At 69.3% G+C, this 25,936-nt stretch carries 25 protein-coding genes and 2 pseudogenes; 15 read left to right on the top strand and 12 right to left on the bottom strand.

What is annotated here, in order from left to right:
- On the top strand, positions 1-342 hold the full coding sequence (locus tag ACFONC_RS09570) for a DUF2782 domain-containing protein (RefSeq protein WP_386743521.1): 342 nt from the start codon (positions 1-3) through the stop codon (positions 340-342).
- A gap of 146 nt (positions 343-488) precedes the next feature.
- On the opposite strand, the pseudogene ligD reads toward ACFONC_RS09570, so the two are convergent.
- Positions 489-1,370: pseudogene (gene ligD / locus ACFONC_RS09565) on the bottom strand (non-homologous end-joining DNA ligase); the annotation flags it as partial.
- A gap of 279 nt (positions 1,371-1,649) precedes the next feature.
- Between ligD and ACFONC_RS09560 the strand changes: the two are divergent.
- Positions 1,650-1,895: a hypothetical protein gene (locus tag ACFONC_RS09560; protein WP_386743519.1), complete on the top strand. Its 246-nt coding sequence runs from the start codon at positions 1,650-1,652 to the stop codon at positions 1,893-1,895.
- Positions 1,896-1,995: 100 nt separating this feature from the next.
- On the top strand, positions 1,996-2,223 hold the full coding sequence (chaB, locus tag ACFONC_RS09555) for a putative cation transport regulator ChaB (RefSeq protein WP_386743517.1): 228 nt from the start codon (positions 1,996-1,998) through the stop codon (positions 2,221-2,223).
- Between the two features lie 144 nt (positions 2,224-2,367).
- On the opposite strand, the gene uvrD is transcribed toward chaB, so the two are convergent.
- From uvrD to ACFONC_RS09530, 5 genes are all read right to left on the bottom strand, one after another.
- Entirely contained in the window at positions 2,368-4,548 is a 2,181-nt protein-coding gene (gene uvrD / locus ACFONC_RS09550; protein ID WP_386743515.1) for a DNA helicase II, read from the bottom strand.
- Positions 4,549-4,659: 111 nt separating this feature from the next.
- Positions 4,660-5,262, bottom strand: coding sequence for a TIGR00645 family protein (locus ACFONC_RS09545; protein WP_386743513.1), 603 nt, complete (start codon positions 5,260-5,262; stop codon positions 4,660-4,662).
- Positions 5,263-5,351: 89 nt separating this feature from the next.
- The gene (locus tag ACFONC_RS09540) at positions 5,352-5,780 is read right to left on the bottom strand and encodes a hypothetical protein (protein WP_386743511.1); all 429 of its coding nucleotides are present in this window, start codon (positions 5,778-5,780) and stop codon (positions 5,352-5,354) included.
- Positions 5,781-5,814: 34 nt separating this feature from the next.
- Complete coding sequence (locus ACFONC_RS09535) at positions 5,815-6,471, bottom strand: alpha/beta hydrolase (RefSeq protein ID WP_386743509.1); 657 nt, start codon at positions 6,469-6,471, stop codon at positions 5,815-5,817.
- A gap of 18 nt (positions 6,472-6,489) precedes the next feature.
- Positions 6,490-8,805 carry a S9 family peptidase gene (locus ACFONC_RS09530; protein WP_386744629.1) on the bottom strand — a complete coding sequence of 772 codons (2,316 nt, stop codon included), beginning with the start codon at positions 8,803-8,805 and terminating at the stop codon, positions 6,490-6,492.
- 173 nt (positions 8,806-8,978) lie between these two features.
- Between ACFONC_RS09530 and ACFONC_RS09525 the strand changes: the two genes are divergently transcribed.
- Complete coding sequence (locus ACFONC_RS09525; RefSeq protein ID WP_386743507.1) at positions 8,979-10,769, top strand: DUF885 domain-containing protein; 1,791 nt, start codon at positions 8,979-8,981, stop codon at positions 10,767-10,769.
- 207 nt (positions 10,770-10,976) lie between these two features.
- On the opposite strand, the gene ACFONC_RS09520 is transcribed toward ACFONC_RS09525, so the two are convergent.
- The 3 genes and pseudogenes from ACFONC_RS09520 to coaBC all read right to left on the bottom strand — a co-directional run bounded on the left by ACFONC_RS09520 (position 10,977) and on the right by coaBC (position 15,219).
- Positions 10,977-13,298, bottom strand: a complete 2,322-nt coding sequence (locus ACFONC_RS09520; protein ID WP_386743505.1) for a phosphomannomutase/phosphoglucomutase — start codon at positions 13,296-13,298, stop codon at positions 10,977-10,979.
- Between the two features lie 25 nt (positions 13,299-13,323).
- Positions 13,324-13,782 (bottom strand): dUTP diphosphatase, encoded by a 459-nt coding sequence (gene dut / locus ACFONC_RS09515; protein ID WP_386743503.1) that lies wholly within the window; start codon positions 13,780-13,782, stop codon positions 13,324-13,326.
- Positions 13,783-14,002: 220 nt separating this feature from the next.
- Positions 14,003-15,219: pseudogene (coaBC, locus tag ACFONC_RS09510) on the bottom strand (bifunctional phosphopantothenoylcysteine decarboxylase/phosphopantothenate--cysteine ligase CoaBC).
- Between the two features lie 183 nt (positions 15,220-15,402).
- Here coaBC and radC point away from each other — a divergent pair.
- From radC to ACFONC_RS09480, 6 genes are all read left to right on the top strand, one after another.
- A complete protein-coding gene (gene radC, locus ACFONC_RS09505) occupies positions 15,403-16,077 on the top strand; it encodes a RadC family protein (protein ID WP_386743501.1) in 675 nt (224 codons plus the stop codon).
- Between the two features lie 180 nt (positions 16,078-16,257).
- Positions 16,258-17,946 (top strand): arginine--tRNA ligase, encoded by a 1,689-nt coding sequence (gene argS / locus ACFONC_RS09500; protein WP_386743499.1) that lies wholly within the window; start codon positions 16,258-16,260, stop codon positions 17,944-17,946.
- Positions 17,947-18,672 carry an SPOR domain-containing protein gene (locus tag ACFONC_RS09495; RefSeq protein ID WP_386743497.1) on the top strand — a complete coding sequence of 242 codons (726 nt, stop codon included), beginning with the start codon at positions 17,947-17,949 and terminating at the stop codon, positions 18,670-18,672.
- A gap of 249 nt (positions 18,673-18,921) precedes the next feature.
- On the top strand, positions 18,922-19,359 hold the full coding sequence (locus tag ACFONC_RS09490; protein WP_386743495.1) for a hypothetical protein: 438 nt from the start codon (positions 18,922-18,924) through the stop codon (positions 19,357-19,359).
- 49 nt (positions 19,360-19,408) lie between these two features.
- The gene (locus ACFONC_RS09485) at positions 19,409-19,969 is read left to right on the top strand and encodes a methyltransferase family protein (protein ID WP_386743493.1); all 561 of its coding nucleotides are present in this window, start codon (positions 19,409-19,411) and stop codon (positions 19,967-19,969) included.
- 182 nt (positions 19,970-20,151) lie between these two features.
- Positions 20,152-20,904 carry an SDR family NAD(P)-dependent oxidoreductase gene (locus tag ACFONC_RS09480; protein WP_386743491.1) on the top strand — a complete coding sequence of 251 codons (753 nt, stop codon included), beginning with the start codon at positions 20,152-20,154 and terminating at the stop codon, positions 20,902-20,904.
- A 47-nt stretch (positions 20,905-20,951) separates the two neighbouring features.
- Here the strand turns inward: ACFONC_RS09480 and ACFONC_RS09475 are convergent, their stop codons facing one another.
- Positions 20,952-21,221: a YciI family protein gene (locus ACFONC_RS09475; protein ID WP_386743489.1), complete on the bottom strand. Its 270-nt coding sequence runs from the start codon at positions 21,219-21,221 to the stop codon at positions 20,952-20,954.
- Complete coding sequence (gene speA, locus ACFONC_RS09470; RefSeq protein WP_386743487.1) at positions 21,218-23,107, bottom strand: arginine decarboxylase; 1,890 nt, start codon at positions 23,105-23,107, stop codon at positions 21,218-21,220. Before speA ends, ACFONC_RS09475 begins: the two co-directional genes overlap by 4 nt.
- Before the next feature lie 112 nt (positions 23,108-23,219).
- Between speA and speE the strand changes: the two genes are divergently transcribed.
- The 3 genes from speE (at position 23,220) to ACFONC_RS09455 (ending at position 25,119) form a co-directional block, all read left to right on the top strand.
- Positions 23,220-24,068 (top strand): polyamine aminopropyltransferase, encoded by an 849-nt coding sequence (gene speE / locus ACFONC_RS09465; protein ID WP_386743485.1) that lies wholly within the window; start codon positions 23,220-23,222, stop codon positions 24,066-24,068.
- A gap of 40 nt (positions 24,069-24,108) precedes the next feature.
- Positions 24,109-24,306 carry a hypothetical protein gene (locus tag ACFONC_RS09460; protein ID WP_386743483.1) on the top strand — a complete coding sequence of 66 codons (198 nt, stop codon included), beginning with the start codon at positions 24,109-24,111 and terminating at the stop codon, positions 24,304-24,306.
- Positions 24,307-24,465: 159 nt separating this feature from the next.
- On the top strand, positions 24,466-25,119 hold the full coding sequence (locus ACFONC_RS09455) for a lipopolysaccharide core heptose(II) kinase RfaY (RefSeq protein WP_386743481.1): 654 nt from the start codon (positions 24,466-24,468) through the stop codon (positions 25,117-25,119).
- Between the two features lie 16 nt (positions 25,120-25,135).
- Here ACFONC_RS09455 and ACFONC_RS09450 read toward each other — a convergent pair whose 3' ends face one another.
- Entirely contained in the window at positions 25,136-25,474 is a 339-nt protein-coding gene (locus tag ACFONC_RS09450) for a P-II family nitrogen regulator (protein ID WP_386743479.1), read from the bottom strand.
- Between ACFONC_RS09450 and ACFONC_RS09445 the strand changes: the two genes are divergently transcribed.
- Both ACFONC_RS09445 and ubiK read left to right on the top strand, forming a co-directional pair.
- Positions 25,452-25,667, top strand: a complete 216-nt coding sequence (locus ACFONC_RS09445; protein WP_386743477.1) for a hypothetical protein — start codon at positions 25,452-25,454, stop codon at positions 25,665-25,667. The two genes, ACFONC_RS09450 and ACFONC_RS09445, sit on opposite strands and share 23 nt — an antisense overlap.
- Positions 25,664-25,936 carry a ubiquinone biosynthesis accessory factor UbiK gene (gene ubiK / locus ACFONC_RS09440; RefSeq protein WP_386743475.1) on the top strand — a complete coding sequence of 91 codons (273 nt, stop codon included), beginning with the start codon at positions 25,664-25,666 and terminating at the stop codon, positions 25,934-25,936. The genes ACFONC_RS09445 and ubiK overlap by 4 nt, the downstream gene beginning before the upstream one ends.

The raw sequence follows: 25,936 nt of genomic DNA, 5'->3' as shown, positions 1-25,936 counted from the left end.
ATGCCTCCTGCACGTGGCATCGCGCATACTGCCGGCGTCTCCCCCGAGGACGCCGCCATGCGCCTTGCCACGCTCCTGATCGCCACGGGCCTGCTGGCCGCCTGCGCCAGCCAGCCGATGGACCCCACCGCCGACCTCCCGCCCGACGCGGTGCCCACCACCCGCACCGAGGCCAACGGCGACGTCATCACCGAATACCGCGTCGCCGGCCAGCTGCGCGTGGTCCGGGTCGAGCCTTCGCGCGGCCCGACCTACTACCTCTACGACCGCGACGGCGACGGCCTGCCCGACAAGGAAGGCGACAATCCGCCGCAGACCTACTTCAAGCTCTTCGAGTGGTAGGAAGTAGGATGGGTAGAGCGCAGCGAAACCCATCGTGGTGTCCGTAATGTCATCGGCGCCATCCCGGCAGACTGTTCTGCGTGACGATGGGTTTCGCTGCGCTCTACCCATCCTACGGATTACGGCAAGGTGCGTGCGCCTTCGGCCTACGCGGCGACCGGCAATGTCTGCCGGAGCCCGTCAAACCCCTCCCACGGATCCTTGCGCATGCGCTCCGCACGCTGCTTCGCCTTCGCCAGGTCGAAGGCATCCGCGCGCTTGATCCGGCCCAGGTCCTCCCAGCGCAGCGGCACCGCCACCGGCGCGCCCTTGCGCGCGCGCAGCGACCATGACGCAACGCTGGTGGCGCCGCGCGCGTTGCGCAGCCAGTCGATGAAGATCTTCCCGGGCCGCTTGGCCTTCGACATGGTCGACACGTAGCGCTCCGGCGCGTGTTCGGCCATCGCGCCGGCGAACGCGCCACAGAAGGTACGCACCTGGTCCCACGACGGACCGCGCGCGACCGGCACCACCACGTGCAGCCCCTTGCCGCCGGTCAGGCGCACGAACGACTGCAGCCCGGCCTGCTTCAGCTTGCCGCGCACGTCGCGCGCGGCGGCGACCACCGCCGGCCAGCGCACGCCTTCACCGGGATCGAGGTCGAAGACCATCCGGTCCGGGTGTTCGGGATCGTCCACGCGCGCGCCCCAGGGGTGGAACTCCAGCGTGTTCATCTGCACCAGGTCGATCACGCCCTCGATGTCGTCGACGTACAGGTACTGCTCGCGCCCGCTCTTCTGCGCCAGCGCAACGGCGTGCACGTCGTCGCCGAGGCTGTCGGCGTGGTGCTTCTGGAAGAAGCATTCGCCCTTGGTTCCGTCCGGGCAGCGCAGCAGCGACAGCGGGCGACCGCCCAGCTCCGGCAGCAGCCATTTCGCCACGCTGCGGTAGTAATCGGCCACGTCGCCCTTCGTGCAGGAAGCGCCCTCGAACACGACGCGGTCGGGATGGGTGATGCGCGCGTTGTCCGCGTGCGCTCGCCCGACATCAGCGGCACCGGCACGTCGAGCAGGCCGAACGACAGGGGTCCCGGCCCGGGCTGGACGCGCCATGTCAGGCCTCCTCCGACGCCGGCAACGATCGTCGCGCGGCGCGGGCATCGGGTTGCGGGAACGTGTCCACGGCCACTTCCGGCTGCAGGGCCTGCGACGCTACGGCGGCAGCGGTGAGATCGCGGTGAAGCGTGCCGGCGCGCAAGCCTCGTGGTTCACGCGGCATGCAAGGCGTCGGTGCAAGGATGCTGCGCGACACGCCGGGAACACGAGACGATGTACGGTCGCGAACGACGCCAATCCGGAGAACTGGACACCGCCGCGCTACGCGCGGGTTTGACGCCTGCGCAGCTGAATGCACTCGGGACGCTGGAACACTTCGGCTGGACGCTGCGCTTCGTGCGCCGGCCGATGTTCCGCGATCCGATCCCGGTGCTGTTCCACCGCGACGGCAAGCGCTTCGTGGTGCTGGAAGCCGACGGAACGCTGAACGAGGCACCGGATATCAAGATCCGCGACTAGCGGCTGGATGGGTCGCGGCACTCCGCATCACGGAGGCTTGCCACGGCGTTAACCGCCGCCGGCGCACCTTGCGCGCAAGCCGCAACGATGGAGGTGCCCCATGCCCTATGACCGCATCAGCGAACTGCCCGACTCGGTGCGCGACCACGTGCCGAAGCATGCGCAGGAGATCTACAAGGAAGCCTTCAACAGCGCCTGGGACGAGTACAAGGATCCCGACGACCGCCGCGGCGACGCTTCGCGCGAGGAAACAGCGCACAAGGTCGCGTGGTCGGCGGTGAAGGAGAAGTACGAGAAGGGCGACGATGGCGACTGGCACGCGAAGTAACCGCCAACAACCCTCTGCGTAATCCGCTGCTGTGGGAGCGGCTTCAGCCGCGAGATTTTTCCCGGGGGCAGGCGCTGCACGAAAAACTCGCGGCTGAAGCCGCTCCCACGGGGATTCTGGCGGCGGTCCCGGCAGACGCTGCCACTACGCCGGCTGCAGGTTCGCGTACGCCAGCACCAGCCACTTGCTGCCCACCTCCTCGAAGTTCACCTGCACGCGCGCGTGCGCACCGGCGCCTTCGATGTCGGTGACGATGCCGCTGCCGAACTTTGCGTGCATCACGTTCTGGCCCAGCCCGATGCCCGGCGTCTCGTCGACAACGGCATGGCCGAGGTTGCGCCGCGGTGCATTGGCGTACATCGGCCGCGACACCTGCACCTTCGGCCGCACCTCGTGCAGCAGCGTCGCGGGAATCTCGCGCAGGAAGCGCGAGGGAATGCCGTACATGTCCTGGCCGTGCAGGCGCCGCGATTCGGCGTAGCTGAGCACCAGCTTCTGCCGCGCGCGGGTGATGCCCACGTACGCGAGCCGGCGCTCCTCTTCCAGCCGCCCGCTTTCCTCCACCGAGCGCGCGTTGGGGAACAGGCCTTCTTCCATCCCTGCGAGGAACACGAGCGGGAATTCCAGCCCCTTGGCACTGTGCAGCGTCATCAGCTGCACCCCATCCTCGCCGGCCTGGGCCTGGCCTTCGCCGGCTTCCAGCGCGGCGTAGGCGAGGAAGGCGACCAGTTCGGTGAGGCCTGCACTCTCGTCCTCATCGCCGCGAACGAAGCGCGAGGCGACCGAAACAAGTTCGTCGAGGTTCTCGACCCTTGATTCCAGCGCGCCCTTCGATTCGTTGGCGTAGTGCTCGCGCAGGCCCGAGCGCACCAGCACGTGGTCGATCTTGTCCTTGAGCGGAAGCTCGGCAACCTCGCCGTCGAGCGCGTCGACCAGGGCGTGGAAGCCCGCCAGCGCGTTGCGCGCGCGGGCCGCCAGCCCGTTCCCGCGGGAGACGCGGATCGAAGCCTCCCACAGCGACACGGCATCGGTGCGCGCGCGCTTGCGCACCTCGTCGAGCGTGCGCTCGCCGATGCCCCGCGCGGGCGTGTTGACCGCGCGCTCGAATGCCGCGTCGTCAGCGCGGTTCGCCACAAGCCGCAGGTAGGCCAGCGTGTCCTTGATTTCGGCGCGCTCGAAGAAGCGCACGCCGCCGTAGACGCGGTACGGGATCTGTTCGGCCAGCAGCGTCTCTTCGAACGCGCGCGACTGCGCGTTGCTGCGGTACAGGATCGCGCAGTCGCCGTGGCTGCCGCCGTCGCGCACCCACTGGCCGATGCGTTCGACCACGAAGCGCGCCTCGTCGACCTCGTTGTAGGCCGCGTACAGGTCGACCGGCTCGCCCTCGCCGCTGTCGGTCCACAACTGCTTGCCCATGCGCGCCGGGTTGTGCGCGATCACCGCGTTTGCGGCATTGAGGATGTTGGCGCTGGAGCGGTAGTTCTGCTCGAGACGGATGGTTTGCGCGCCGGGGAAATCCTGCAGGAACCTCGAAACGTTCTCGACCTTCGCGCCGCGCCAGCCGTAGATCGCCTGGTCGTCGTCGCCGACCACGAAGACCTGCCCTGTGTCGCCGGCGAGCAGGCGCACGAAGCCGTACTGGATGCTGTTGGTGTCCTGGAATTCGTCCACCAGCAGCTGGCCGAAACGCTGGCGGTAGTGCGCCAGCAGCGCCGGCGTGTCGCGCAGCAGTTCGTGCGCGCGCAGCAGGATCTCGGCGAAGTCGACCAGCCCGGCGCGGTCGCAGCGCTCCTGGTACAGCGCGTAGCTTTTCAGCATCACGTCCGACCATTCGTCGCGGTCGCTCTGGATGTGCTGCGGGCGCCGGCCCTCGTCCTTCTGCGCGTTGATCCACCACGCGATCTGCCGCGGCGGGAAGCGCGCCTCGTCGAGTTCGAGCTGCTTGACCACGCGCTTGACCAGGCGCAGCTGGTCGTCGCTGTCGAGGATCTGGAAGCTTTCGGGCAGCTTCGCGTCCTGCCAGTGCAGGCGCAGCAGTCGGTGCGCGAGGCCGTGGAAGGTGCCGATCCACAGTCCGCGCGAACCGTTGCGCAGCAGCGCGTCGGCACGATGGCGCATTTCGCCGGCGGCTTTGTTGGTGAAGGTCACCGCGAAGATGCCGTGCACCGGCACGCCGAACACCTCGTTCAACCAGGCGATGCGATGGGTGAGCACGCGGGTCTTGCCGGACCCGGCACCGGCGAGCACCAGGTAGTGCCCGGGTGGCGCGGAAATGGCCTCGCGCTGGGCGTCGTTGAGCCCGTCGAGAAGGTGGGAAACATCCATCGCGGCATTCTACGCGAGGGCCGGTCGCAGCCCCGGCGATGGCGCGCGTACCTCGCAGAGTCCCTCCGTAGGAGCGGCGGAAGCCGCTCCCACAAGCCCCGCGCGAGCGCGTCAGTGCGCGGCGACCTGTTCGCGCTTGCTCGACGTCCCCGTCATCAGCTTGTCCGTCCACGCGATGCCGATCGCCGAGAGGATGAACACGCAGTGGATGATCGTCTGCCACATCACCCCGGCCTCGGTGAAGCGGCTGCCCGGCGTGCCGAGTGTGCCGATCTCGATGAAGGTCTTGAGCAGGTGGATCGAGCTGATGCCGATGATCGCCATCGCCAGCTTCACCTTCAGCACGCTGGCATTGACGTGGCTCAGCCATTCCGGCTGGTCCGGATGGCCCTGCAGCCCGAGCCTTGACACGAAGGTCTCGTAGCCGCCGACGATCACCATCACCAGCAGGTTGGAGATCATCACCACGTCGATCAGGCCGAGCACGATCAGCATGATCACCACCTCGGCCGACTGCCCGGCGCCGGGTCCGCCCTCGGGCGCGTGGCCGCCGAGAAACACCTGGTCGACCAGGTGCACCAGCTCCACGCCGAACTGCCAGACGTAGATCGCCTGCGCGACGATCAGCCCCAGGTACAGCGGCAGCTGCAGCCAGCGGGAGCTGAAAATCAGGGCGGACATGGGGGTGAGGCGGGTCGAGCGGACCTGGGTCATGCGGGGGTCTGGCGAAGAAAAAGGGCGCGCAGGTTAACACCCCGGGATGACGGCGCGAGCGCGGTTCCGGCTTCCCGTCGGCCGCCGCCTCACTCTGCCGATCGGGTGCCCCTCTGAACGAATCGCCGGCGCACCGCTGCGCGCCGAAGTCTGGCCCCGATCCACGAAAAGACGGTCGCGGCGACACACCCGAGCACTACCACCGCGATGCCGAGGGTCAGTCCGACCCACAGCGTGCCCCTGCCACCTGAGAACGTGAGCATCAGGTTCCCCGCCAGCGCAATGGAAACAGGAAGCCACGCAAGGGCTAGACCAAGCGCGACCCACGACGCGTTCCGTAACACGGAGCGCTGCCGGCTGAACTCAACCGCGATACCAGCGAGGCTCGCTAGCCCGGCGGCAGCCAGCACGTTGCCGAGCGGAAGGCCGCCGCGCAGGCCCCACTCCAGGTAGGCGGCGCCGGATGCGAGTGACCAGATGGCAAAGATCGCAACGCCGGAAAGCGTGATGACTTTCATGTGACGCATGGTCGTCGTCGACTGGAATGGATTGTCAGCCGCCCCCGTGGACCCAATCCAGCACAGGGTCCACCCAGTCTTTGGTGGGTGTGTAGAACGCTCCATGGGAAAGCCCCGTGGAGATGGAAATCTCTCTGAACGACCGGGGCTTCTCCGGGTGCCGCGCCAAGGGCTCGCAACTGGAGCCGGCAAGGGAATCGCTGGTCTCGTAGATGGATAGGACCCGGCCGGTCAGGCGTAGTTGAGGCTCTCCAGGCCGCGGCCAGCACGCGGCGAGGAGGACGAAACGCACCTCGGAGCGGCGCAGGAAGCTGGACACATGGATGGCGATGTCTCCGCCCTTGGAGAAGCCCGCGACCACGATGTTCCCGGGTGGTACACCTCGATGGATCAGGCTTTCGACCTGGGCAACCACGATGCCGGCATACTCATTTACGTTGGTATCCGGGGGGCGCTGCGAAGAAATGACCGTGGCGCCCCTTCTGGCAAGTGCTTCGAGGATGGCGGGGTAGTCATACAAGCCGAAACGCGGGTCAGTCGGGCGGGGCCCGAGATCCTCGACGATCCGGCCATGCAGGTATATGAGATATGTCTCAGCGGGGTCGGGAACGGGGGGAAGAACAGCAGCTGGCTGCTGTGCGAAGACAGGAGTGGCGACAACACCGAACAGCAAGGCGAACCAGGCTTTCATGCGATCTCCGGGGGCTAGCTACTGTTTGGCCGGCTCGATCTCGTACCCCGTCGGCGGCTCCGCCCCCAGCAGGTGCCGCACGAAATAATCCCAACGCTTGCGCGTAACGTACATGCCCACTTCGCCGCTGCCGTAACCGTGGCGCGCCTCGGGCAGCAGCAGCAGGTCGAAGTCCTTGTTGGCCTCGATCAGCGCCTGCACTACCAGCAAAGTGTTCTGCGGCGGGACGTTGTCGTCCATCAGGCCGTGGATCAGCAGCAGGTGACCCTTGAGCTTGTCGGCGTGGTTCTGGTTGGCTTGGTCGTCGTAGTTGCTCGACCCGTCCTTGGCGATCACCGGCAGGCCCTGCCACTTCTCGGCCCAGTCGTCCTCGTAGCTGCGGTTGTCGTGGTTGCCGCTCTCGGCGATGCCGACCTTGAAGAAATCCGGGTAACGGAACATCGCGCCCGCGGTGGCGTTGCCGCCGCCGGAGTGGCCCCAGATGCCGGCGCGATCGAGGTCGATCCAGGGGTGGCGTTCGGCCAGCTGCTTCATCCCCGTGACCTGGTCGGGCAGCGTGTTGTCGCCGATGTCGCCGAAGTAGGCGTCGTGGAAGGCCTTCGAGCGCCAGGGCGTGCCCATGCCGTCGATGGCGACGACGATGAAGCCCAGCTCCGCCAGCGCCTGGTTGTCGCCGTGCGAGGCGAGGAAACTGCGGCTGCGCACCGAGCCGACCTGCGGGCCGGGGTAGACGTAGTTGATGATCGGGTACTGCTTCGACGGATCGAAGTTGGTCGGCTTGAACATCAGCCCGTAGAGATCCGTCTTGCCGTCGCGCGCCTTGACCGTGAACGGCTCCGGCGCCACCCAGCCGGCCGCGCGCAGCCGCGAGATGTCGCCGCGCGCGACTTCGCGCACCAGCGCGCCATCAACGGCATTGCGCAGCAGCGTTACAGGCGCGGTGTCAGTGGTGGAATACGTGTCGACGAAGTACGTGCCGCCGGGCGACAGCTTCACCTTGTGGTCGGCGTCCTCGGGCGTGAGCAGCACCGGTTCGCCGCCGTCGAGCGAGACCTTGTAGAAGTGCTGGTAATACGGGTTGCGCCCGCCTTCCATGCCGACGCCGCGGAACCACACCGTGCGCGTGTCGGGATCCACGCGCAGCACTTCGGTGACGTTGCCTTCGCCGGTGGTCACGGCGTGCTTGAGCCTGCCGCTGGTTGCGTCGTACAGGTACAGGTTGCCCCAGTTGTCGCGTTCGCTGAACCACAGGATCTCGTTCGAACGCGGCAGGTAGCGCCAGTTGACCGCGCCGTTCCCGCTCTCGAACCAGGTCTTCACCTTCTCGTCGAACACCGTGCGCACCGCGCCGGTATCGACGTCGGCGATGCGCAGCCAGCTCTCGCGGTGGTTGCGCGAAGTCGAGGCGAAGGCCAGCGTGCGGCCGTCCGGCGCCCACTGCACGTCCTCCCAGCCGCCGCTGCAGCTGACGTCGTCGCACAGGGTCGAACGGTGCTGGTCGGGTGGCATGTCCAGGCGCACGACCTTGCGCGACGGCACGTCGATGACCACGCGCTCGATCATGGTGACGTGCTCGTCGCCGACGAACGGATACTTCCAGCGCTCGACCTTGGGCGCGCCGACGTTGGTGTGCACCAGCACCATCTCGCTGGTCCTGCGCTGGTCCTGCTGGAACGTGGCGATCTTCGTCGAATCAGGCGACCACACCAGGATCGCCTTGTCGGTGTGCTTCCAGCCGGCGTTGTCGGTGGCGTAACCGTAGTCGGTCGCGCCGTCGGTGGTCAGCTGCGTCTCGCTGCCGGTGGAAAGGTCGCGCACCCACAGGTTCCAGTCGCGGATGAAGGCTTCGAGCTTGCCGTCGGGCGACGCCACACCCGGCTCGCCGGTCTTCTCCATGCACTCGCCGCCGCCGGACAAGTCGCAGCGCCAGTCCTTGCCGAACGCGGACAGCGCGATGCGGCCATCGTCTTCGATCGACCAGCGCTTGATCGGCAGGTTCTCCGCCTTCACCGGCTTGCCGGCGGCATCGCCCAGCGCTCGGGCGAGCTTGACATGGTCGAAGGCGGGCACCACGCCGCCGTGGGCCGCGCCCACGCGCAGGAATCGGTCGCCGCCGGCGTCGTGGTCGCGGTAGGTGAACTGGCCGTCGTCGATCCAAGCCAGCATCGCCGGCACGTGGTCCACCAGCGGCGCGGTGTTGTGCGGCAGGAATTTCTCCGCGCGCGCGTAGTCATCCCCCGTCACCGCCGGCGCCTGCGCGAATGCCGTGCCCGCCAGCCCCGCCGCCAGCCCGCAGGCCAGCACCAGCGCTCGCGCGCCCTTGCCAACAATCATCGAATGCATGCAGCCCCGTCCCTTGTCGAAAGTGACGCGCCCGCGACCGCCGCGCGCCGTCGCAGGCCATGCTAACCCGCGCCGACCGGGACTGCCGACGTGACTTGCGGCCGATTGCCCACCCGCGGCCCGCGGCGTAGGGTCACGCGGACATCACCACAACGGACTTCGCCATGAAACCGCTCGTGCTCGCCATCGTCCTCGCACTCGCCACGCCCGCCGCGCTCGCGCAGGCCCCCGCGACACCGACCGCATCGGCGACGCCCGCCAGCCCGGCGTGGGTGGAGAAGAGCAACGCCGACGCGCAGGTGCTGATCGCGGCGCAGGCGAAGTTCCAGCCCGAAGGCTTCTCGTTCTTCGGCATCCCCGGCTACGACGACAAGGTGTCCGACCTGGGGCCCGGCAACGGCAAGCGCTTCCGCGCGGCGATGGCCGATGCGAAGGCGACGCTGGAACAGAAGCTGCAGGCCGAGCGCGACCCCAACGTGCGCCAGGACCTGCAGATCATGATCAAGGCCGCCGACGAGGCCATCGAGGGCAGCGCGCTGCGCGAGCGCCTGATGCTGCCGTGGACCGACGCGCCGCAGCTGGTGTTCTCCGGCCTGCAGGGCCTGCTGTCCGACCAGACGCCGCCGGAGCGCCGCGCAAAGGCACTCGACCGGCTCGAGGCCTACGTCGGCATGGCGCCGGGCACCACGCCGATCACCCGGCTGGCGCGCGAGCGCTACGAGGAGCGCGCCGGCGACAAGGCCCTGCTGCGGCCGACGAAGCTGGAGGTCGAACAGGCGCTGGGCAACGTCGACACCTACATCGCCGGCATCGGCAAGCTGTTCGCCAAGTACGACATCGAAGGCGCCCAGCCGGCGCTCGACGCGCTGGCGAAGCAGCTGGAGGATTACGAAGCCTGGGCGCGCGCCACGGTGCTGCCAGAGGCGCGCACCGACGCGACGCTGCCGCCGGAGCTGTATGCGTTCCAACTCAAGCAGTTCGGCATCGACATCGACCCGCAGTTGCTGATCGACCGCGCCCAGGTCGAGTTCATGGAGACGCGCGCGGCGATGACGCAGCTCGCGCCGCTGGTGGCGAAGGCGAAGGGACTGGAGGGCATCGACGAGGGCGACTACATCGCCGTGATCCGCGCGCTGAAGCAGGACACGATCCCCAACGACCAGCTCGAGGCGCGCTACCGCACGGTGATCGACGCGATCGACCCGATCATCCGCAAGCAGGGCATCGTCGACGTGCCGAACCGGCCGATGGTGATGCGCCTGGGCACCGAAGCCGAATCGGCGGCCTCGCCCGCGCCGCACTTCCTGCCGGCACCGCTGGTGGGCAACACCGGACAGCAGGGCCAGTTCGTGCTGCCGGTGTCTGTGCCCAACCCGGACGGTTCGTCGCTGCAGTACGACGACTTCAACTTCGAATCCGCGGCGTGGACGCTGTCGGCGCACGAAGGCCGTCCCGGCCACGAGCTGCAGTTCACCGCCATGGTCGAGCGCGGCATCTCGCTGGCGCGCACGCTGTTCGCGTTCAACTCGGTCAACGTCGAAGGCTGGGCGCTGTACGCCGAGGCGCAGATGCTGCCGTACGAACCGATCGACGGGCAGATGATCGCCCTGCAGCTGCGCCTGCTGCGCGGCGCGCGCGCGGTGCTCGACCCGATGCTCAACCTGGGCCTGATCGACCGCGAAAGCGCGCGCCGGGTGCTGGAAGAGGAAGTCGGCGTGTCGCCGGCGATGGCCAAGCAGGAACTGGACCGCTACATGTTCAACGCGCCGGGGCAGGCCGGCAGCTATTTCTACGGCTACAGCCGGATCCTGCAGCTGCGCATGGATACCGAGCTGGCGCTGGGGCCGAAGTTCGACCGCCTGGCGTTCAACAACTTCCTGCTCGACCAGGGGCTGCTGCCGCCGGACCTGCTGGCGAAAGCGGTGGAGGAGGAGTTCATTCCGGCGCACAAGTAGCCGCGGCTCTTGCTCCTCCCCCTGCGGCGGCAGGGGGAGGCTGGGAGGGGGTGCCCACGGTTCGGGTTGATCCGAAAGACACCCCTCCCCAACCCGTCCGGCCCGCCAGCACAGCTGGCGTGCGTTTGTCGGCGCGCGAGCCAATGGCTCGCAAGCGCGCCTCCTCACCCCCTGCCTTCGCAGGGGAGGGAGCCAGAGCCAAGGCGATCAGAACGGCAGCGACAGCTCCGGATCCAGCGCCAGCAGCTGCTCACGGAACGCCTGCTGGATGCGCGCGAGCGCCTCCTCGGAATCACCGTCGAAGCGCAGCACCAGCACCGGCGTGGTGTTGGACGCGCGCACCAGGCCCCAGCCGTCGGGCCAGTCCACGCGCAGGCCATCGATGGTCGACAGTCGCGCGCCGTCGAAGTGCGACCGGGCGACGAAGCGTTCGACGAACGTATGCGGGTCGCCGTCGGGCGCGTCGACCTTGATTTCCGGCGTCGACACGCCGTTGGGCAGCGCGTTGAGTACTTCGCTGGGCGTCTGCTGTTCGGTGGCGAGGATTTCCAGCAGCCGCGCGGCGGCATAGATGCCGTCGTCGAAGCCGTACCAGCGCTCGCCGAAGAAGAAGTGGCCGCTCATCTCGCCGGCAAGCTCGGCTTCGGTCTCGCGCATCTTGGCCTTGACCAGCGAGTGCCCGGTCTTCCACATCAGCGGGCTGCCGCCGTGGCGCAGGATGTGTCCCGGCAGGCGCCCGGTGCACTTGACGTCGAACAGGATCACCGCGCCCGGGTTGCGTTCGAGCACGTCGGCGGCGAACAGCATCAGCAGGCGGTCGGCGAAGATGTTCTGGCCGTCGCGCGTGACCACGCCGAGGCGGTCGCCGTCGCCGTCGAACGCGATGCCCAGGTCGGCCTCGAAGCGCGCGACCGTGTCGATCAGGTCCTTGAGGTTGTGCGGCTCGCTCGGGTCGGGATGGTGGTTGGGGAAGTTGCCGTCGATCTCGCAGAACAGGGGGATGACTTCCGCGCCGATCGCCTCGAGCACGCGCGGGCCAATGTCGCCGGCCACGCCGTTGCCGGCATCGACGACGACCTTGAGCGGCCGCGCGATCTGCACGTCCTCTGCGATGCGCTGCACGTAGTCCTCGGAGATGTCGCGTTCGCTGTGGCCACCCGGCGACAGCGACTCGTGCATGCGGTTCTCGGCAACGCGCGAGTGCAGGTCGGTGATGGCGTCGCCGTGCAGTGTCTCGCCGCCGACCACGATCTTGAAGCCGTTGTAGTCGGGCGGGTTGTGGCTGCCGGTGACCGAAATGCAGCAGCCGGTCTTGAGGTGGAAGGCGCCGAAGTACACCACTGGCGTCGGCACCATCCCGATGTCGATGACGTTGCGGCCGGCCTTGCGCAGGCCGCGCGAGAGGCCTTCGACCAGGTCCGGCCCGGACAGCCGGCCATCGCGGCCGACGACGATGTCCTCCAGGCCCTTCTCCTGCATCAGTGAACCGATCGACTGCCCGATCAGCTCCGCCACGCCGGTGTCGAGCGTCTGCCCGACCACGCCGCGGATGTCGTAGGCGCGGAAGATGCCGCGGTCGATGCGTACCGGCGCGGGCTTGGGCGCGTCGCGCACCGCCACCTGGGCCTTGCCCGCGTCTTCCTCCGGCGGCGGGCCGTCGACCAGCACCTGCGACAGCGTCGGCGCGGTGCCGTCGTCGGCCACGTGCAGGTCGCCGATCCGGCTCGGCAGGCGCCACAGGATGTAGCCCAGCAGCAACAGCACCAGCGCGGCGATGAACGAACCGAGCACGCCGAGTCCGAACGGGCTGATCACCGGCGCGGGAACCGCGGCGGCGACGCGCAGGCCGGTGCCCATGATCGGCACCGCACGGCGCTCGGCGCCCTGCGACAGCGAGGCGTCGCCGCGCTCGAACAGGGTGAAGCTGCCCTGGCGCAGCGCCAGGTAGCTGTCGTCGGGCAGGGTGGCGTTCTGCAGCCCCAGCGTGGCGCGCGCCAGCGGCAGGCGCACCAGTGCGATCCCGGCCACCGTGTCGCCGGCCCTGGCCGGGGCGGCCAGCGCGATTGCCGGCTTGCCGTCGGCGCGGATCGCCCACAGCACCGGCTTGTCTTCCGTCACCGCCGCCTCGAGCACGGCGATGCGCCCGAAGCCGGTCTTCGGCAAGCCTTCGTATGCGTGCTGCAGGTCGGGCGGAAACACCGACGACTCCTGCACGCCGTTCCAGCCTTCGCCCAGCGCGGTGCCGGCCGCCGCCAGGTCGCCGGCGGCCAGCGCTGCCTGCACGTCATCCGACGCCAGGCGTTCGACGAGCTTGTCCAGGTCGCCCTTGAGCACGCGCTGCGTGGACTGCGCGGCCATGTCGCGGCCCTGCTCCAGGGTCGCGCGCCGGCTGTCGTCCTGCATCTGCTGCCAGCCGCTCCAGCCTAGCCACAGCGCCAGCAGCGCGAGGATGGCTGCCACGACCGGCAGGTACGGCCGCGCGTGCGCCAGCGCAACGCGCGCCTTGCCCGGTTCTTGTTCAGTGTTCATGGCCTGCCCCCCGACTGCCACAAGTTCAACGCACGCCGGTGTGGCCGAAGCCACCCGCCCCGCGCGCGCTCTGGGTGAAAGTATCCACTACTTGCAGCGTCGCCCGCACGATCGGCGTCACAACAAGCTGCGCGATCCGGTCGCCCGGTTCGATCGTGTAGGCCTCGCGGCCGCGGTTGAAGACGCTGATCATCAGCGGCCCCTGGTAGTCGGCGTCGATCAGGCCGGTGCCGTTGCCGAGCACGATGCCGTGCTTGTGGCCAAGCCCCGAGCGCGGCAGCACCAGCGCGCACAGCGTCGGGTCGTCGATGTGGATCGCAAGCCCCGACGGCACCAGCGCAGCGTCGCCGGGCTCCAGCACGAGCGTCGAATCCAGCGCGGCGCGCAGGTCCAGCCCGGCGCTGGCCTGCGTGGCGTAGGCCGGCAGCGGCCACTCGCTGCCCATGCGCGGGTCGAGGATCTTCAGTTGCAGGGTGTGGTGCATCGAACGTCCCGGAACAGCCGCCGGCCGGCGCAGCGTGCGAGGGTAACGCAAGCGGCCGGGCCGGGGTGGCGGCCGTGGGTCGGGGCTACGCCCCCGACGGCTTTCCGGTGCCGCTGTGCATGCGTTCGGAACCCGGAATCAATGGCGAAGATCCGAAGCTTTGATCCTCGACCTCCGAAACCACGCGCCGCATCGAAGCCGTCGGGGGCGTAGCCCCGACCTACAGGCGTTCGGCGACCAGGTCGAGCAGTTGGTCGGCCAGTTCGGTCTTCGGCGCGGGCCCCAGCGCGCGCTGGCCGTCGTTCCAGTACACGACCAGCGCGTTGTCGTCGCTCTCGAAGCCGCTGCCTTCGACACCGACGCGGTTGGCGGCGATCAGGTCGAGCTTCTTCTTCGCCAGCTTGGCGCGCGCGTTGGCTTCCACGTCGCCGGTTTCGGCGGCGAAGCCGACCACCAGCCGCGGCCGCCGCGCATGGCCGGCGACGTCGGCGAGGATGTCGCGCGTGCGCACCAGTTCGAGCGTGAGCCCGTCTTCGCCGTCACGCTTCTTGATCTTGCCGGCGGCAACCGTACGCGGGGTGAAGTCGGCCACGGCGGCTGCGGCGACGTAGGCGTCGGCCGGCAGCTGCGACAGGACCGCGTCGTGCATCTGCGCGGCCGAGCGCACGTCGATGCGCCGCGCGCCATCGGGCGTGGCCAGCGAAACCGGCCCCGCGACAAGCACCACGTCCGCGCCGCGCTTCGCGGCGGACGCGGCAATGGCGAAACCCGTCTTGCCGCTGCTGCGGTTGCCGATGAAGCGGACCGGATCGATGTCTTCGTACGTGGGCCCGGCGCTGACCACGATGCGCAGGCCGGCGAGATCGCCTCCGGCCATCACGGCATCGCCGCGGCCAGTTCGGCCACGATCGCCCCGGGCTCGCGCAGGCGACCGGGACCGGACTCGCCCTCGGCCAGCGGACCGTCATCGGGGCCGACCACCTGCACCCCGCGCTCGCGCAGGGTGGCGATGTTGGCCTGGGTGGCCGGGTGCAGCCACATGCGGTGGTTCATCGCCGGGGCGACCGTGATCGGCGCGGTGGTGGCCAGGCACAGGGTGGTGACCAGGTCGTCGGCGAAGCCGTGCGCGAGCCTGGCCAGGGTGTCGGCGGTGGCCGGTGCGACCACGATGCGGTCGGCCCAGCGGGCGAGTTCGATGTGGCCCATCGCGGCCTCGGCGGCGGCGTCCCACAGGCTGGTGCGCACCGGCAGTCCGGACACGGCCTGGAAGGTGGCGGTGCCGACGAAATGCAGCGCGCCTTCGGTCATCGCCACCTGCACCGTGGCGCCGGCATCGCGCAGCCGCCGCACCAGTTCGGCCGCCTTGTAGGCGGCGATCCCGCCGCACACGCACAGCAGGATCTTGCGCCCCCGGAGTTTGTCGCCGGCCTCGGCCATGTCAGGAAAACCCTACGCGCGATCGGGGCAACAGCTTACCCGAACGGGTGTCGCCGCCCGACTGCGCCGGGCCGCGCGCCGCGCTGCAATACATCCATCGCCGGCGGCAGCGGCGGAGGCATCTTTCCCTGATGCGGTGCATCCGTTGCCGTCGCCGGCGAACCCCTCCCCTGGAGCCCTCCCATGCACATCCGCGACTGGCCCGCCGGCGAACGTCCCCGCGAAAAACTGCTCAAGCGCGGCGCCACGGTGCTGTCCGACGCCGAGCTGCTGGCGATCTTCCTCGGTTCCGGCCTGCGTGGCCTGGACGCGGTGGCCACCGCCCGCCAGCTGTTGGCCGAACACGGCCCGCTGCGCCGGCTGCTGGAGCACAGCCCGCCGGAACTGGCGAAACTGCCCGGGCTCGGCCCTGCACGCGCCTGCCAGCTATCGGCGGCGCTGGAACTGTGCAACCGCTACCTGGCCGCCGGACTGGAGCGCGGCGAGGCGCTGACCGACCCGTCCGCCGCCGGCCGCTACTTCGCCCAGCGCCTGCGCGGCCACCCCAGCGAGATCTTCGCCGCGCTGTTCCTCGACACCCGCCACCGCGCGCTGGCCTTCGAGGAACTGTTCCGCGGCACCGTCGACGGCGCCGAGGTGCACCCGCGCGAAGTCGTGCGCAGGGCGCTGGCGCACAACGCCGCGGCGCTGATCGTCGGCCACAACCATCCCAGCGGCAGCGCCGAACCCAGCGCCGCCGACCGCGCCGTCACCGCCCGGCTCAAGCAATCGCTGGCGCTGGTGGACGTGCGCCTGCTGGACCACTTCGTGATCGGCGACGGCGCGCCGGTCTCGCTGGCCGCGCGCGGCTGGGTCTGAGCGGGCGGGCGCGGGCGGCCTGGCCTGAAGCCCGCGCACGGCAACCTTTTTGGCTCACGGACGAAAGCACACGGACGTGCGGCACAAGGATGTGCCACCCCTTGCCCCGGCGCCCGCGACGCGTGCCTTCATCGCGCTCACGTACAATGCGGGGCCGTTGAACCGCGACACCACGTCACCGTGAAATCCCAGCTCCGCGCCCTGATCGCACAGGGCATCGATGCCCTCCGCGCCGCCGGAACCCTGCCCGCCGACCTCGCCACGCCCGACTTCGTCGTCGAGCGGCCGAAGGACCGTGGCCACGGCGACTTCTCCACCAACGCCGCGATGCTGCTCGCCCGGCCGGCGAAATCGAATCCGCGCGCGCTGGCGCAGGCGCTGGTCGACGCGCTGCCGCCCAGCGAGGACATCGCAGCGGTCGAGATCGCCGGCCCCGGGTTCCTGAATTTCCGCCTCGCACCCGTGGCGTGGCAGCGCCAGCTGCGCGAAGTGCATGCACAGGGCGCGGCCTACGGGCGCAACGACAGCGGCAGCGGCCGCATGGCCGGCGTCGAATACGTCTCGGCCAATCCCACCGGCCCGCTGCACGTCGGCCACGGCCGCGCGGCGGTGATCGGCGACTGCATCGCGCGCGTGCTCGACGCCAACGGCTGGCAGGTGCGCCGCGAGTTCTACTACAACGACGCCGGCGTGCAGATCGAGAACCTCGCCCGCTCGGTGCAGGCGCGCGCCAGGGGCCTGACGCCCGACGACGCCGGCTGGCCCGAGGACGGCTACCGCGGCGACTACATCGCCGACGTGGCGCGTGCGTTCCTCGACGGCGCCAGCGTCGAGGTCGAGGGCCAGGTGGTGACCGGCAACGGCGACGCGGACGACCTCGACGCGATCCGCCGCTTCGCCGTGGCCTGGCTGCGCAACGAACAGAACGGCGACCTGGCCGCGTTCGGCGTGGCCTTCGACGTGTATTTCCTCGAGTCGTCGCTGTACGCCGACGACAAGGTCGAGGAAACCGTGCGCGAGCTCGTCGCCCACGGCCACACCTACGAGGAAGGCGGCGCGCTGTGGCTGCGCACCACCGATTTCGGCGACGACAAGGACCGCGTGATGCGCAAGTCCGACGGCACCTACACGTATTTCGTGCCGGACGTCGCCTATCACATGAGCAAGTGGCAGCGCGGCTACGAGCGCGCGATCACCGAACTGGGCGCCGACCACCACGGCTCGCTGGCGCGGGTGAAGGCCGGGCTGCAGGCGCTCGATGCCGGCATCCCCGCCGGTTACCCCGAATACGTGCTGCACCAGATGGTCACGGTGATGCGCGGCGGCGAGGAAGTGAAGCTGTCCAAGCGCGCCGGCAGCTACCTGACCCTGCGCGACCTGGTCGACGAGGCCGGACGCGATGCGACGCGCTGGTTCCTGGTCGCGCGGCGGCCCGATTCGCAGCTGGTGTTCGACATCGACCTTGCCCGCTCGCAGTCGCTCGACAACCCGGTCTACTACGTGCAGCTCTCGCACGCGCGCATCTGCGGCCTGCTGCGGCAGGTGGACGAGCGCGGGCTGGCGTTCGACCTGGACAACGGCCTGGCGCAGCCGCTCGACATGGGCGACTCCGCCGGCCGCGACCTGCTCACGGACCTGGCGCGCTGGCCGGACGTGGTGGAAGCCGCCGGCGAGCAACTCGAGCCGCACCAGGTGACGACGTACCTGCTCGAACTGGCGCAGGCGTTCCAGACGTACTACAACGACCACCAGTTCCTGGTCGAAGACGCCGGCACGCGCGACGCGCGCCTGGCGCTGGCCCTGGCGGTGCGCCAGGTGCTGGCCAACGGCCTGGACCTGGTTGGTGTCCAAGCTCCGGAGAAGATGTAAGTGGCTGCACGACGTGGCAAATCGCAGGCAAGACGCAACTCGGGCAACACCGGCGGCCTGCCGGGCTGGGCCTGGCTGATCCTGGGCATCGTGATCGCGCTGCTGGCGGTGCTGGTGGCGCCGCGGCTGCTCAAGTCCGACGGCAACGACGGCTTCATCCTGCCGCGCCCGAACCCGGACGCGCAGCCCGCGCGCTCGAGCAGCGACGCCGACGACGCCGACCTGCCGGCGCCGATCGCCGACGCGCCGAAGGCCGGCGACAAGGATGCGACCGACGAGCGGCAGTACGACTTCTACACCGTGCTGCCGGGCCAGGAAGTGGCGATGTCCGACGCCGAACTCGCCGCCAGCGCCCGCGCCGAGGCCACGCGCAAGCAGCAGGCCGAACAGGCCGCCGCAGCAGCTGCCGCGGCCAGCGCCACTTCGCCGGAACCGGTCGCCGAAGCGCCGACGGCGCCAACACCGGCGCCGGTCGCGACCAGCCAGGACAACCAGGCCCGCTACATCCTCCAGGCCGGCGCCTTCGGCGCCTCCGGCGACGCCGAGGCGGTCAAGGCGCGGATCGCCCTGCTCGGCCTGAACGCGCGCGTCGAGTCGGCCGCGATCAAGGGCAAGACCGTCTACCGCGTGCGCCTGGGGCCCTACGGCACGGCCACCGAACTGGCCTCGGCCAAGTCCAAGCTCGCCAACGGCGGGCTGCCGGCGCTGGCGATCAAGGTGAAGTAGGGCCGGGATTCGGGATTCGGGATTCGGGATTCGGGATTCGGGATTCGGCGAAGGCTATCGCCCGCCGTAGGTCGGGGCTACGTCCCCGACGGCTTTTGATCTTGCCCCGTCGGCTCTTGATCCCGCGGGCGTCGGGGGCGTAGCCCCGACCTACGGGACCCGGGCGTCGAACCGCGACCGCCGTCAAACCCGGTCGCGATGGTTGAGAAGCCGCTCCGGCACACTGCTTCGCCATTGGAGAAAGCCGCCATGCCGATCGAAGCCGCCCTGATCAAACCCGTTGTCGACGTCCTGTTGGGACTGTTCAGGCAGGGCGAGAACCTGCGCCTGAAGAACAACGCGGAGGCCGCGCTGCGCGAAGCCATCCGCGAGTTGCTGCTGGCCAGCCCCGACGACAACAAGGCCGAGGCGCGCATCGCCATCGCCAAGGCCGCCGGCATCCTGTCCGAGGACGTGGTGCTGGCCGAGGACATGCTGAAGAAGACCCGCGCCGCCAAGGCGCGCACCCGCGGCAAGGCGGCCACCGGCCGCAAGCGCAAGCCGGCAGGCACGAAGGCTTCGAAGCCGGCCGCGAAATCCGCACCGGCGAAGAAGGCCGCGAAGGCGGCATCGAAGAAGACGGCACCGAAAACGCGGACGGGCACGCCCGCGAAGAAGGCAGCGAAACCGGCGGCGAAGAAGTCCTGACCGGCCACGCTGGCGCGGCGACCGTCCGCCGCGCAGAATCGGTCGGCCGATGGACAAGCTCTTCCCCGCCCTGTGCCTGCTCTGGATCGCCAGCGAAATCCGGATCCTCTGGCATCGCCGCTCGGGCGACGCCGCACGCAAGCGCGACGCCGGCACCCTGCGCGTGCTGGTGGTGGTGATCGGCGCCAGCGTCGCGCTCGCGGCGGGTTTCGACGGACTCGACGTGGCCCGCTTCCCGCGCCACCTGCAGGCGCCGCTGTGGTGGCTGGGCATTGCACTGATACTGGCCGGCATGCCGCTGCGCTGGTGGTCGATCCGCGTGCTGGCGCGGCACTTCACCGTCGACGTGGCGATCCGCCCCGACCACGAACTCGTACGCCGCGGCCCGTACCGGCTGCTGCGCCATCCGTCGTACACCGGCTTGCTGATGACCTTCCTCGGCTTCGCGCTGTGCCTGGGCAACTGGTTGTCGCTGGCGGCGATGCTGCCGGTGATCCTGGCCTTCCTGTGGCGCATCCAGGTCGAGGAGCGGGTGCTGGCGGCGGCGTTCGGGGATCGCTACGCGGCGTATGCGCGAGGGACAAAAAGATTGATTCCCTTTGTCTGGTGATGTCTGCCGGCGATGGCATCCCGGAATCGCCATTCGCACCCCAATGACGTCATTCCCGCGAAAGCGGGAACCCAGTGACTTCCGCCATCGAAATCAAAGTCGCGGGGTCCCGCTTTCGCGGGAATGACGATCGTAAAGTTCACGGGGCACTTTGGAACCGCCACGGGACTTAGAATCAGGCAATGACCAAGACCATCCTCGTCACCGGCGCGAGCGCCGGATTCGGCGCCGCCATCGTCGAACGTTTCGCCGCCAACGGCTGGCGCGTCGTCGCCACCGGCCGCCGCGCCGACCGCCTGCAGGCGCTGGTCGAACGCTTCGGCGCCGATGTCGTGCATCCGGCGGCCTTCGACATCCGCGACGCCGACGCGATGCAGGCCGCGCTCGACGCGATCCCGGCGCCGTTCCGCGACGTCGACGTGCTGGTCAACAACGCCGGCCTCGCGCTCGGCACCGCGCCCGCGCAGCGCGCGGACCTGGCGCAGTGGCGGCAGATGATCGACACCAACGTCACCGCGCTGGCGACGATGACCTACAGGCTGCTGCCGACCCTGATCGAACGCCGCGGCGCGATCTTCAACATCAGTTCGATCGCCGGCTCGTACCCGTACCCGGGCGGCAACGTCTATGGCGCGACCAAGGCCTTCGTCACCCAGTTCTCGCTCAACCTGCGCTCGGACCTGCACGGCACGGGCGTGCGCGTGACCTCGATCGAACCGGGGCTGGCCGAAACCGAATTCACCCTGGTGCGCACCGGCGGCGACCAGGCCGCCTCCGACGCGCTCTACGCCGGCACGCATCCGATCACCGCCGGAGATATCGCCGAATCGGTGTGGTGGATCGCCAACCTGCCGCCGCACCTGAACATCAATCGCTTCGAGGTGATGCCGGTCAGCCAGTCGCTCGCCGGCCTGCAGATCCACCGCGACGCCTGAGCGGCGGCGCGCGGGTTCGCCGCCGGCAAGCCGGGCCTGGCGCTACGTCACTTCGCGGTCCACTCGCGCACCACCACCTCGGACGATCCGCTCACATGCACCGGATCGGTGTGCGCAATCGCGAGCGCATCCTCGAGATTGTCGGCAAGCAGCAGGTAGGCGCCGCCGCTGCGGTCGGTGAACGGACCGGCGAGTTCGAGCTGGCCGCGCGCGCGCAACGCATCCAGGTAGGCGTAGTGCGGTGCGATCGCCGCGGGATCGAACCCCGGCTTGCGCAGGGTCAGGACCAGGTAGCGCTTCATCGGCGCCATGGTCATGCCTGCGGCGTGTCGTCGAGGTAGGTGTAACCAGTCAGTCCCGCTTCCAGCGCGTCCTTCATCTGCTGCGCCTCCGCGGCCGGCAGCTTCGCCGCGTCGACCTTGTCGCGATACGCGCGGCGCAGGTCGTCGAGCGCGTAGCCGACGTAGTCGAGCATCACGTCGGTGGTGTCGCCGCGGCGCTGCTGGACGATCGCGTAGCCGTCGCCGTCGAGGCTGACCTCGATCGCGTCGGTATCGCCGAACAGGTTGTGGATGTCGCCGAGGATTTCCTGGTACGCGCCCACCAGGAAGAAGCCGATGCGGTAGCTCTCGCCGTGGCGCAGTTCGTGCAGCGGCAGCGAGGTGTCCAGGTCCTCGTTCTCGACGTAGGTGTCGATCTTGCCGTCGGAGTCGCAGGTCAGGTCGGCGATGATGCCGCGTCGCGTGGGCTCTTCGTCGAGGCGCTCGATCGGCACGATCGGGAACACCTGGTCGATCGCCCACACGTCGGGCATCGATTCGAACACGCTGAAGTTGACGAAGTACTTGTCCACCAGCCGCTCGTTGAGTTCGTCCAGCAGCGGCCGGTGACTCTTCTCGCCGTAGGTCAGGCGTGCCTTGACCGCGTGGGCGATGGCGTAGAACAGGTCGTCGATGCGCGCGCGATGGACCAGGTCGAGCTGGCCCAGCGCGTAGAGCGACAGGCCCTCGGCATGGAAATGCTGTGCTTCGTGGAACAGCTCCACCGCTGGCCGCTCATCCAGCTCGGCGTGGATCGCCCGCAGGTTGCGGATCACGGCCGGTTCGTCGTCGTGCTCGTCGGGAACGCGGCCTTCCGGCGCGGCCTCGACCTCGGACACGTTGGCCACCAGCACCGCGTGGTGCGCGGTCATCGCGCGGCCGCACTCGGTGACGATGCGCGGCTGCGGCAGCGCGTTGTCCGCACAGGCGTCGGCCAGCGGCTGGACGATGCTCGAGGCGTACTGCGCGACGCCGTAGTTGACCGAGTTGTAGCTGCGCGAGCGCGTGCCTTCGTAGTCGATGCCCAGGCCGCCGCCGACGTCGACATAGTCGATCACCGCGCCCAGCTGCGACAGTTCGACGAAATAGCGCGTCGCCTCGCGCATGCCGCGCGCAATGTCACGCACGTTGGAGATCTGCGAGCCCATGTGGAAGTGCAGCAGCTTCAGCGCGCCGCCCATGCCGGCGTCGCGCAGCGACTTCCACAGGTCCAGCAGCTGGCGCGGGCTGAGCCCGAACTTGGCCTTGTCGCCGCCGGAGTTCTGCCACTTGCCCGCGCCCAGCGAAGCCAGCCGCATGCGCACGCCGAGCACCGGATCCACGCCAAGCGCCTGGGCTTCCTCCATCACCAGCCGCAGCTCGGACGGCTTCTCGACCACGATGAACACGTTCATGCCCAGCTTGCGGCCGATCAGCGCCAGGCGGATGTACTCGCGGTCCTTGTAGCCGTTGCAGATCACCAGGCCGCCCGGGCGCGACAGCGCCAGCACCGCCATCAGCTCGGGCTTGCTGCCGGCCTCCAGGCCGAAGCCCTCGCCCGCGTGCGCGGCCAGCGTGCCGGCGACGCCGCGATGCTGGTTGACCTTGATCGGGTACACCGCGGTGTAGCCACCGGCGTACTCCCAGTCGGCCTGCGCCTGCGCGAATGCGTCCTGCAGCGTGCGCAGCCGGTCGCCAAGCACGTCGGGGAAGCGCACCAGCAGCGGCAGGCTCGCACCCTGCGCCAGCGCCTTGTCGACCGCCTCCGGCAGCGCGATCGCCGGGCCACCCTTCCCGCGCGGGCGCACGACGACGCGTCCGGCGCCGTCGACGTCGAAGTAGCCGGCGGCCCAGTGCGGGATCGAATAGGTCTTGCGGGCCTGGTCGGGCGACCACGCGGTCATGGCAGCAGTCCGGAATCGGGTGGGGACGCGCATTCTAGCGTCCGCGGGCACGGGCCCCGTCACCGGCCTTCGCTACAATCGCCGGCCCCGCATCGCCGACCGAGCAGCCGCCATGACCGAACCGACCTGGATGTACGAGAACTTCGAACCCGCGGGCTCGGCGATCGGTTACCGCGTGACCCGCAAGCTCGACGAGGTGCAGTCGCCGTTCCAGAAGATCGAGATCTACGAGTCGACCGACTGGGGCAACCTGATGCTGATCGACGGCGCGATGATGCTCACCGCGCGCGACAACTTCCTCTACCACGAGATGATGTCGCACCCGGCGCTGTTCACCCACGCCGACCCGAAGCGGGTGGTGATCATCGGCGGCGGCGACTGCGGCACCCTGCGCGAGGTTCTGCGCCACCCGGGCGTCGAGAACGCGGTGCAGTGCGACATCGACGAACAGGTCACGCGGATGGCGGAAAAGTATTTCCCCGAGCTGTGCGAGTCCAACGACGACCCGCGCGCGCAGCTGCTGTTCGACGACGGCATCGCGTACATGGCCAACTGCGCGCCGGGCAGCGTCGACATCGTGATCGTCGACTCCACCGACCCGGTCGGCCCGGCCGAGGGCCTGTTCAACAAGGCCTTCTACGAAAGCTGCTTCCGTGCGCTCAAGGACGACGGCATCCTGGTGCAGCAGTCGGAGTCGCCGCTGGTGCTGCTGGACCTGATCAGGGAGATGCGCGGCGAAATGGGCAAGGCCGGCTTCACCGCGTTCAAGACGCTGCCCTTCCCGCAGCCGTGCTACCCGACCGGCTGGTGGAGCTGCACGCTGGCGAAGAAGTCGGGCGACTTCCACTTCCGCAAGGTCGACGCGCGCGCCAAGAAGTTCGAGACGCTCTACTACAGCGCCGACACCCATCATGCGGCGCTGACGCTGCCGCCGTTCGTGGCGGCCGCGCTGGAGAAATAGCGCAGCCGTAGCCCGGGCAAATGGCGCGCGCGAATCCCGCGTGCACCCGCCCGGACTGCAGCGCCTGCGCCGTCCACGGCCGCCGAACCCGCCGAGCGGCCCGCCCGGGCCGGCCGGCGACGACGCGTATCCGACGCACGGCCACGCCGCCGCCGGCACCCGCGCAATCGTGTCCATCCCGATTCCCGCAGAACGCCCGCCGGACTCGCCTCCAGCCGCCAGCGTTGCGGAGAACTGAACACTGCGTGTCCGCGATGGCACGCCAATGTGTCGGAAACATGTCGGAATTGCGTTATATTTACTGAACCGTGCGGTACAGCATGGCCGCACGCTCCCTCCCCCAGTGAGCAACGTGCAGCGCGCCCTCCCCCAGATGACGGCGCTGCACTCCGACACAATGAATACCAGCCTCCAAACCGTTGCGCCGCCCGCGCCCGACGCGAGCCTGCGCATGCTCAAGCACGGCACCCGGCTGCTCGAACCGGACGTCTATGTCGCCCGGGTCGGCGCCCGCCAGGCCGTCTTCAAGGACTACCGCCGCTATCGGTGGACGCCGCTGGCGCCGCTGGCGCGCCTGCTGGTGCGGCACGAGGCGCGCGTCCTCGATCGCCTGTCCGGCTGGGGCTACGCGCCCGCGCTGCTCGGCACGGTCGGCGGACTGGTGCTGGGCATGGAGTTCATCGACGGCAAGGTGCTCGGCCACGACGTGGCGATGGTGTCGGACGAAGTCTTCCGGCGCCTGAAGTCCGCCGTCGCCACGCTGCACGCCGCCGGCATCGCCCACAACGACCTGCACCGCTCCAACATCCTGGTCAGCGGCGGCGTGCCGATGGTGGTCGACTTCGCCTCGGCGCTGCTGATGCCCGCCTGGCTGGCGCGCAGCCCGCTCGGCCGGCAGCTGCGGCGCAGCGACCTGGCCAACGTGGTGAAGTTGCAGTCGCGGCTGACCGGCACCGCGCCGTCGCGCGCCGACGCCGCCGCGCTGGCCGAGCCGCGCTGGGTGCGCACGATCCGCAACGTCTGGAAGCGCATGTACCGCGGCAAGGCCTGACCGGCCGGGCGCCGGCCTACAGCGCGTCGCCGTCCAGCTCCCCGGTGCGGATCCGAACCACCCGGTCCAGGTCCCAGATGAAGACCTTGCCGTCGCCGATCTTGCCGGTGCCGGCGGCCTTCATCACCGCCTCGACCACGGCGTCCGCCTGGTCGTCGGTGACCGCGACCTCGAGCTTGATCTTGGGCAGGAAGTCGACCACGTACTCGGCGCCGCGGTACAGCTCGGTGTGGCCCTTCTGGCGGCCGAAGCCCTTGACCTCGGTGACGGTGATGCCGGCGACGCCGGCATCGGCCAGCGCCTCGCGCACGTCGTCGAGCTTGAACGGCTTGATGATCGCCATCACCATTTTCATCGATCGCGTCCCCGGCTGCGGATGCGGCAAGCATAGCGCGGGCATGCAGCCCGCCGAACACCCTGCCGCCCGCAACGACGCCGTCGTGGCGGCCATGTCAGACTTTTCCTACGCCACGCCGCGCATTCGCCTGATGGCGCCGACACAGCCGGTGCGACAAGCTGCATGCACACCCCAGGAGCCATCCCCATGATCGACCTCAACCACATCGACGACCTCGCCCGCCGCCTGAGCGGCCTGGTCCCGCCGGCCATGCGCGAGGGTCGCGAAGAGATGCAGCAGAACTTCAAGGCCGTGTTGCAATCGGGCCTGGCGCGGCTGGACCTGGTCACGCGCGAGGAGTTCGACGTGCAGCGCGCCGTGCTGCTGCGCACGCGTGAGAAGCTGGACGCGCTGGAGCAGCTGGTGGAGCAGCTCGAGGCGCAGCTGGCGGCCACGCCGGCCGCACCGCAACAGCACTGA

It is taken from the genome of Luteimonas soli (assembly GCF_042648865.1).
In the GTDB taxonomy this organism is placed as follows: Bacteria; Pseudomonadota; Gammaproteobacteria; order Xanthomonadales; family Xanthomonadaceae; genus Luteimonas; species Luteimonas soli.
Note: the sequence above shows the minus strand (reverse complement) of the source record. Positions and strands in the feature narration are given on the sequence as shown.

Bases quoted from the DNA above. Each gene is read 5' to 3' on its own strand.
- ACFONC_RS09570 (WP_386743521.1), top strand. From the start codon at position 1: ATGCCTCCTGCACGTGGCATCGCGCATACTGCCGGCGTCTCCCCCGAG.
- ACFONC_RS09560 (WP_386743519.1), top strand. From the start codon at position 1,650: ATGTACGGTCGCGAACGACGCCAATCCGGAGAACTGGACACCGCCGCG.
- chaB (WP_386743517.1), top strand. From the start codon at position 1,996: ATGCCCTATGACCGCATCAGCGAACTGCCCGACTCGGTGCGCGACCAC.
- uvrD (WP_386743515.1), bottom strand. From the start codon at position 4,548: ATGGATGTTTCCCACCTTCTCGACGGGCTCAACGACGCCCAGCGCGAG.
- ACFONC_RS09545 (WP_386743513.1), bottom strand. From the start codon at position 5,262: ATGACCCAGGTCCGCTCGACCCGCCTCACCCCCATGTCCGCCCTGATT.
- ACFONC_RS09540 (WP_386743511.1), bottom strand. From the start codon at position 5,780: ATGAAAGTCATCACGCTTTCCGGCGTTGCGATCTTTGCCATCTGGTCA.
- ACFONC_RS09535 (WP_386743509.1), bottom strand. From the start codon at position 6,471: ATGAAAGCCTGGTTCGCCTTGCTGTTCGGTGTTGTCGCCACTCCTGTC.
- ACFONC_RS09530 (WP_386744629.1), bottom strand. From the start codon at position 8,805: ATGATTGTTGGCAAGGGCGCGCGAGCGCTGGTGCTGGCCTGCGGGCTG.
- ACFONC_RS09525 (WP_386743507.1), top strand. From the start codon at position 8,979: ATGAAACCGCTCGTGCTCGCCATCGTCCTCGCACTCGCCACGCCCGCC.
- ACFONC_RS09520 (WP_386743505.1), bottom strand. From the start codon at position 13,298: ATGAACACTGAACAAGAACCGGGCAAGGCGCGCGTTGCGCTGGCGCAC.
- dut (WP_386743503.1), bottom strand. From the start codon at position 13,782: ATGCACCACACCCTGCAACTGAAGATCCTCGACCCGCGCATGGGCAGC.
- radC (WP_386743501.1), top strand. From the start codon at position 15,403: ATGCACATCCGCGACTGGCCCGCCGGCGAACGTCCCCGCGAAAAACTG.
- ACFONC_RS09490 (WP_386743495.1), top strand. From the start codon at position 18,922: ATGCCGATCGAAGCCGCCCTGATCAAACCCGTTGTCGACGTCCTGTTG.
- ACFONC_RS09485 (WP_386743493.1), top strand. From the start codon at position 19,409: ATGGACAAGCTCTTCCCCGCCCTGTGCCTGCTCTGGATCGCCAGCGAA.
- ACFONC_RS09480 (WP_386743491.1), top strand. From the start codon at position 20,152: ATGACCAAGACCATCCTCGTCACCGGCGCGAGCGCCGGATTCGGCGCC.
- ACFONC_RS09475 (WP_386743489.1), bottom strand. From the start codon at position 21,221: ATGACCATGGCGCCGATGAAGCGCTACCTGGTCCTGACCCTGCGCAAG.
- speA (WP_386743487.1), bottom strand. From the start codon at position 23,107: ATGACCGCGTGGTCGCCCGACCAGGCCCGCAAGACCTATTCGATCCCG.
- speE (WP_386743485.1), top strand. From the start codon at position 23,220: ATGACCGAACCGACCTGGATGTACGAGAACTTCGAACCCGCGGGCTCG.
- ACFONC_RS09455 (WP_386743481.1), top strand. From the start codon at position 24,466: ATGAATACCAGCCTCCAAACCGTTGCGCCGCCCGCGCCCGACGCGAGC.
- ACFONC_RS09445 (WP_386743477.1), top strand. From the start codon at position 25,452: ATGATCGCCATCACCATTTTCATCGATCGCGTCCCCGGCTGCGGATGC.
- ACFONC_RS09450 (WP_386743479.1), bottom strand. From the start codon at position 25,474: ATGAAAATGGTGATGGCGATCATCAAGCCGTTCAAGCTCGACGACGTG.
- ubiK (WP_386743475.1), top strand. From the start codon at position 25,664: ATGATCGACCTCAACCACATCGACGACCTCGCCCGCCGCCTGAGCGGC.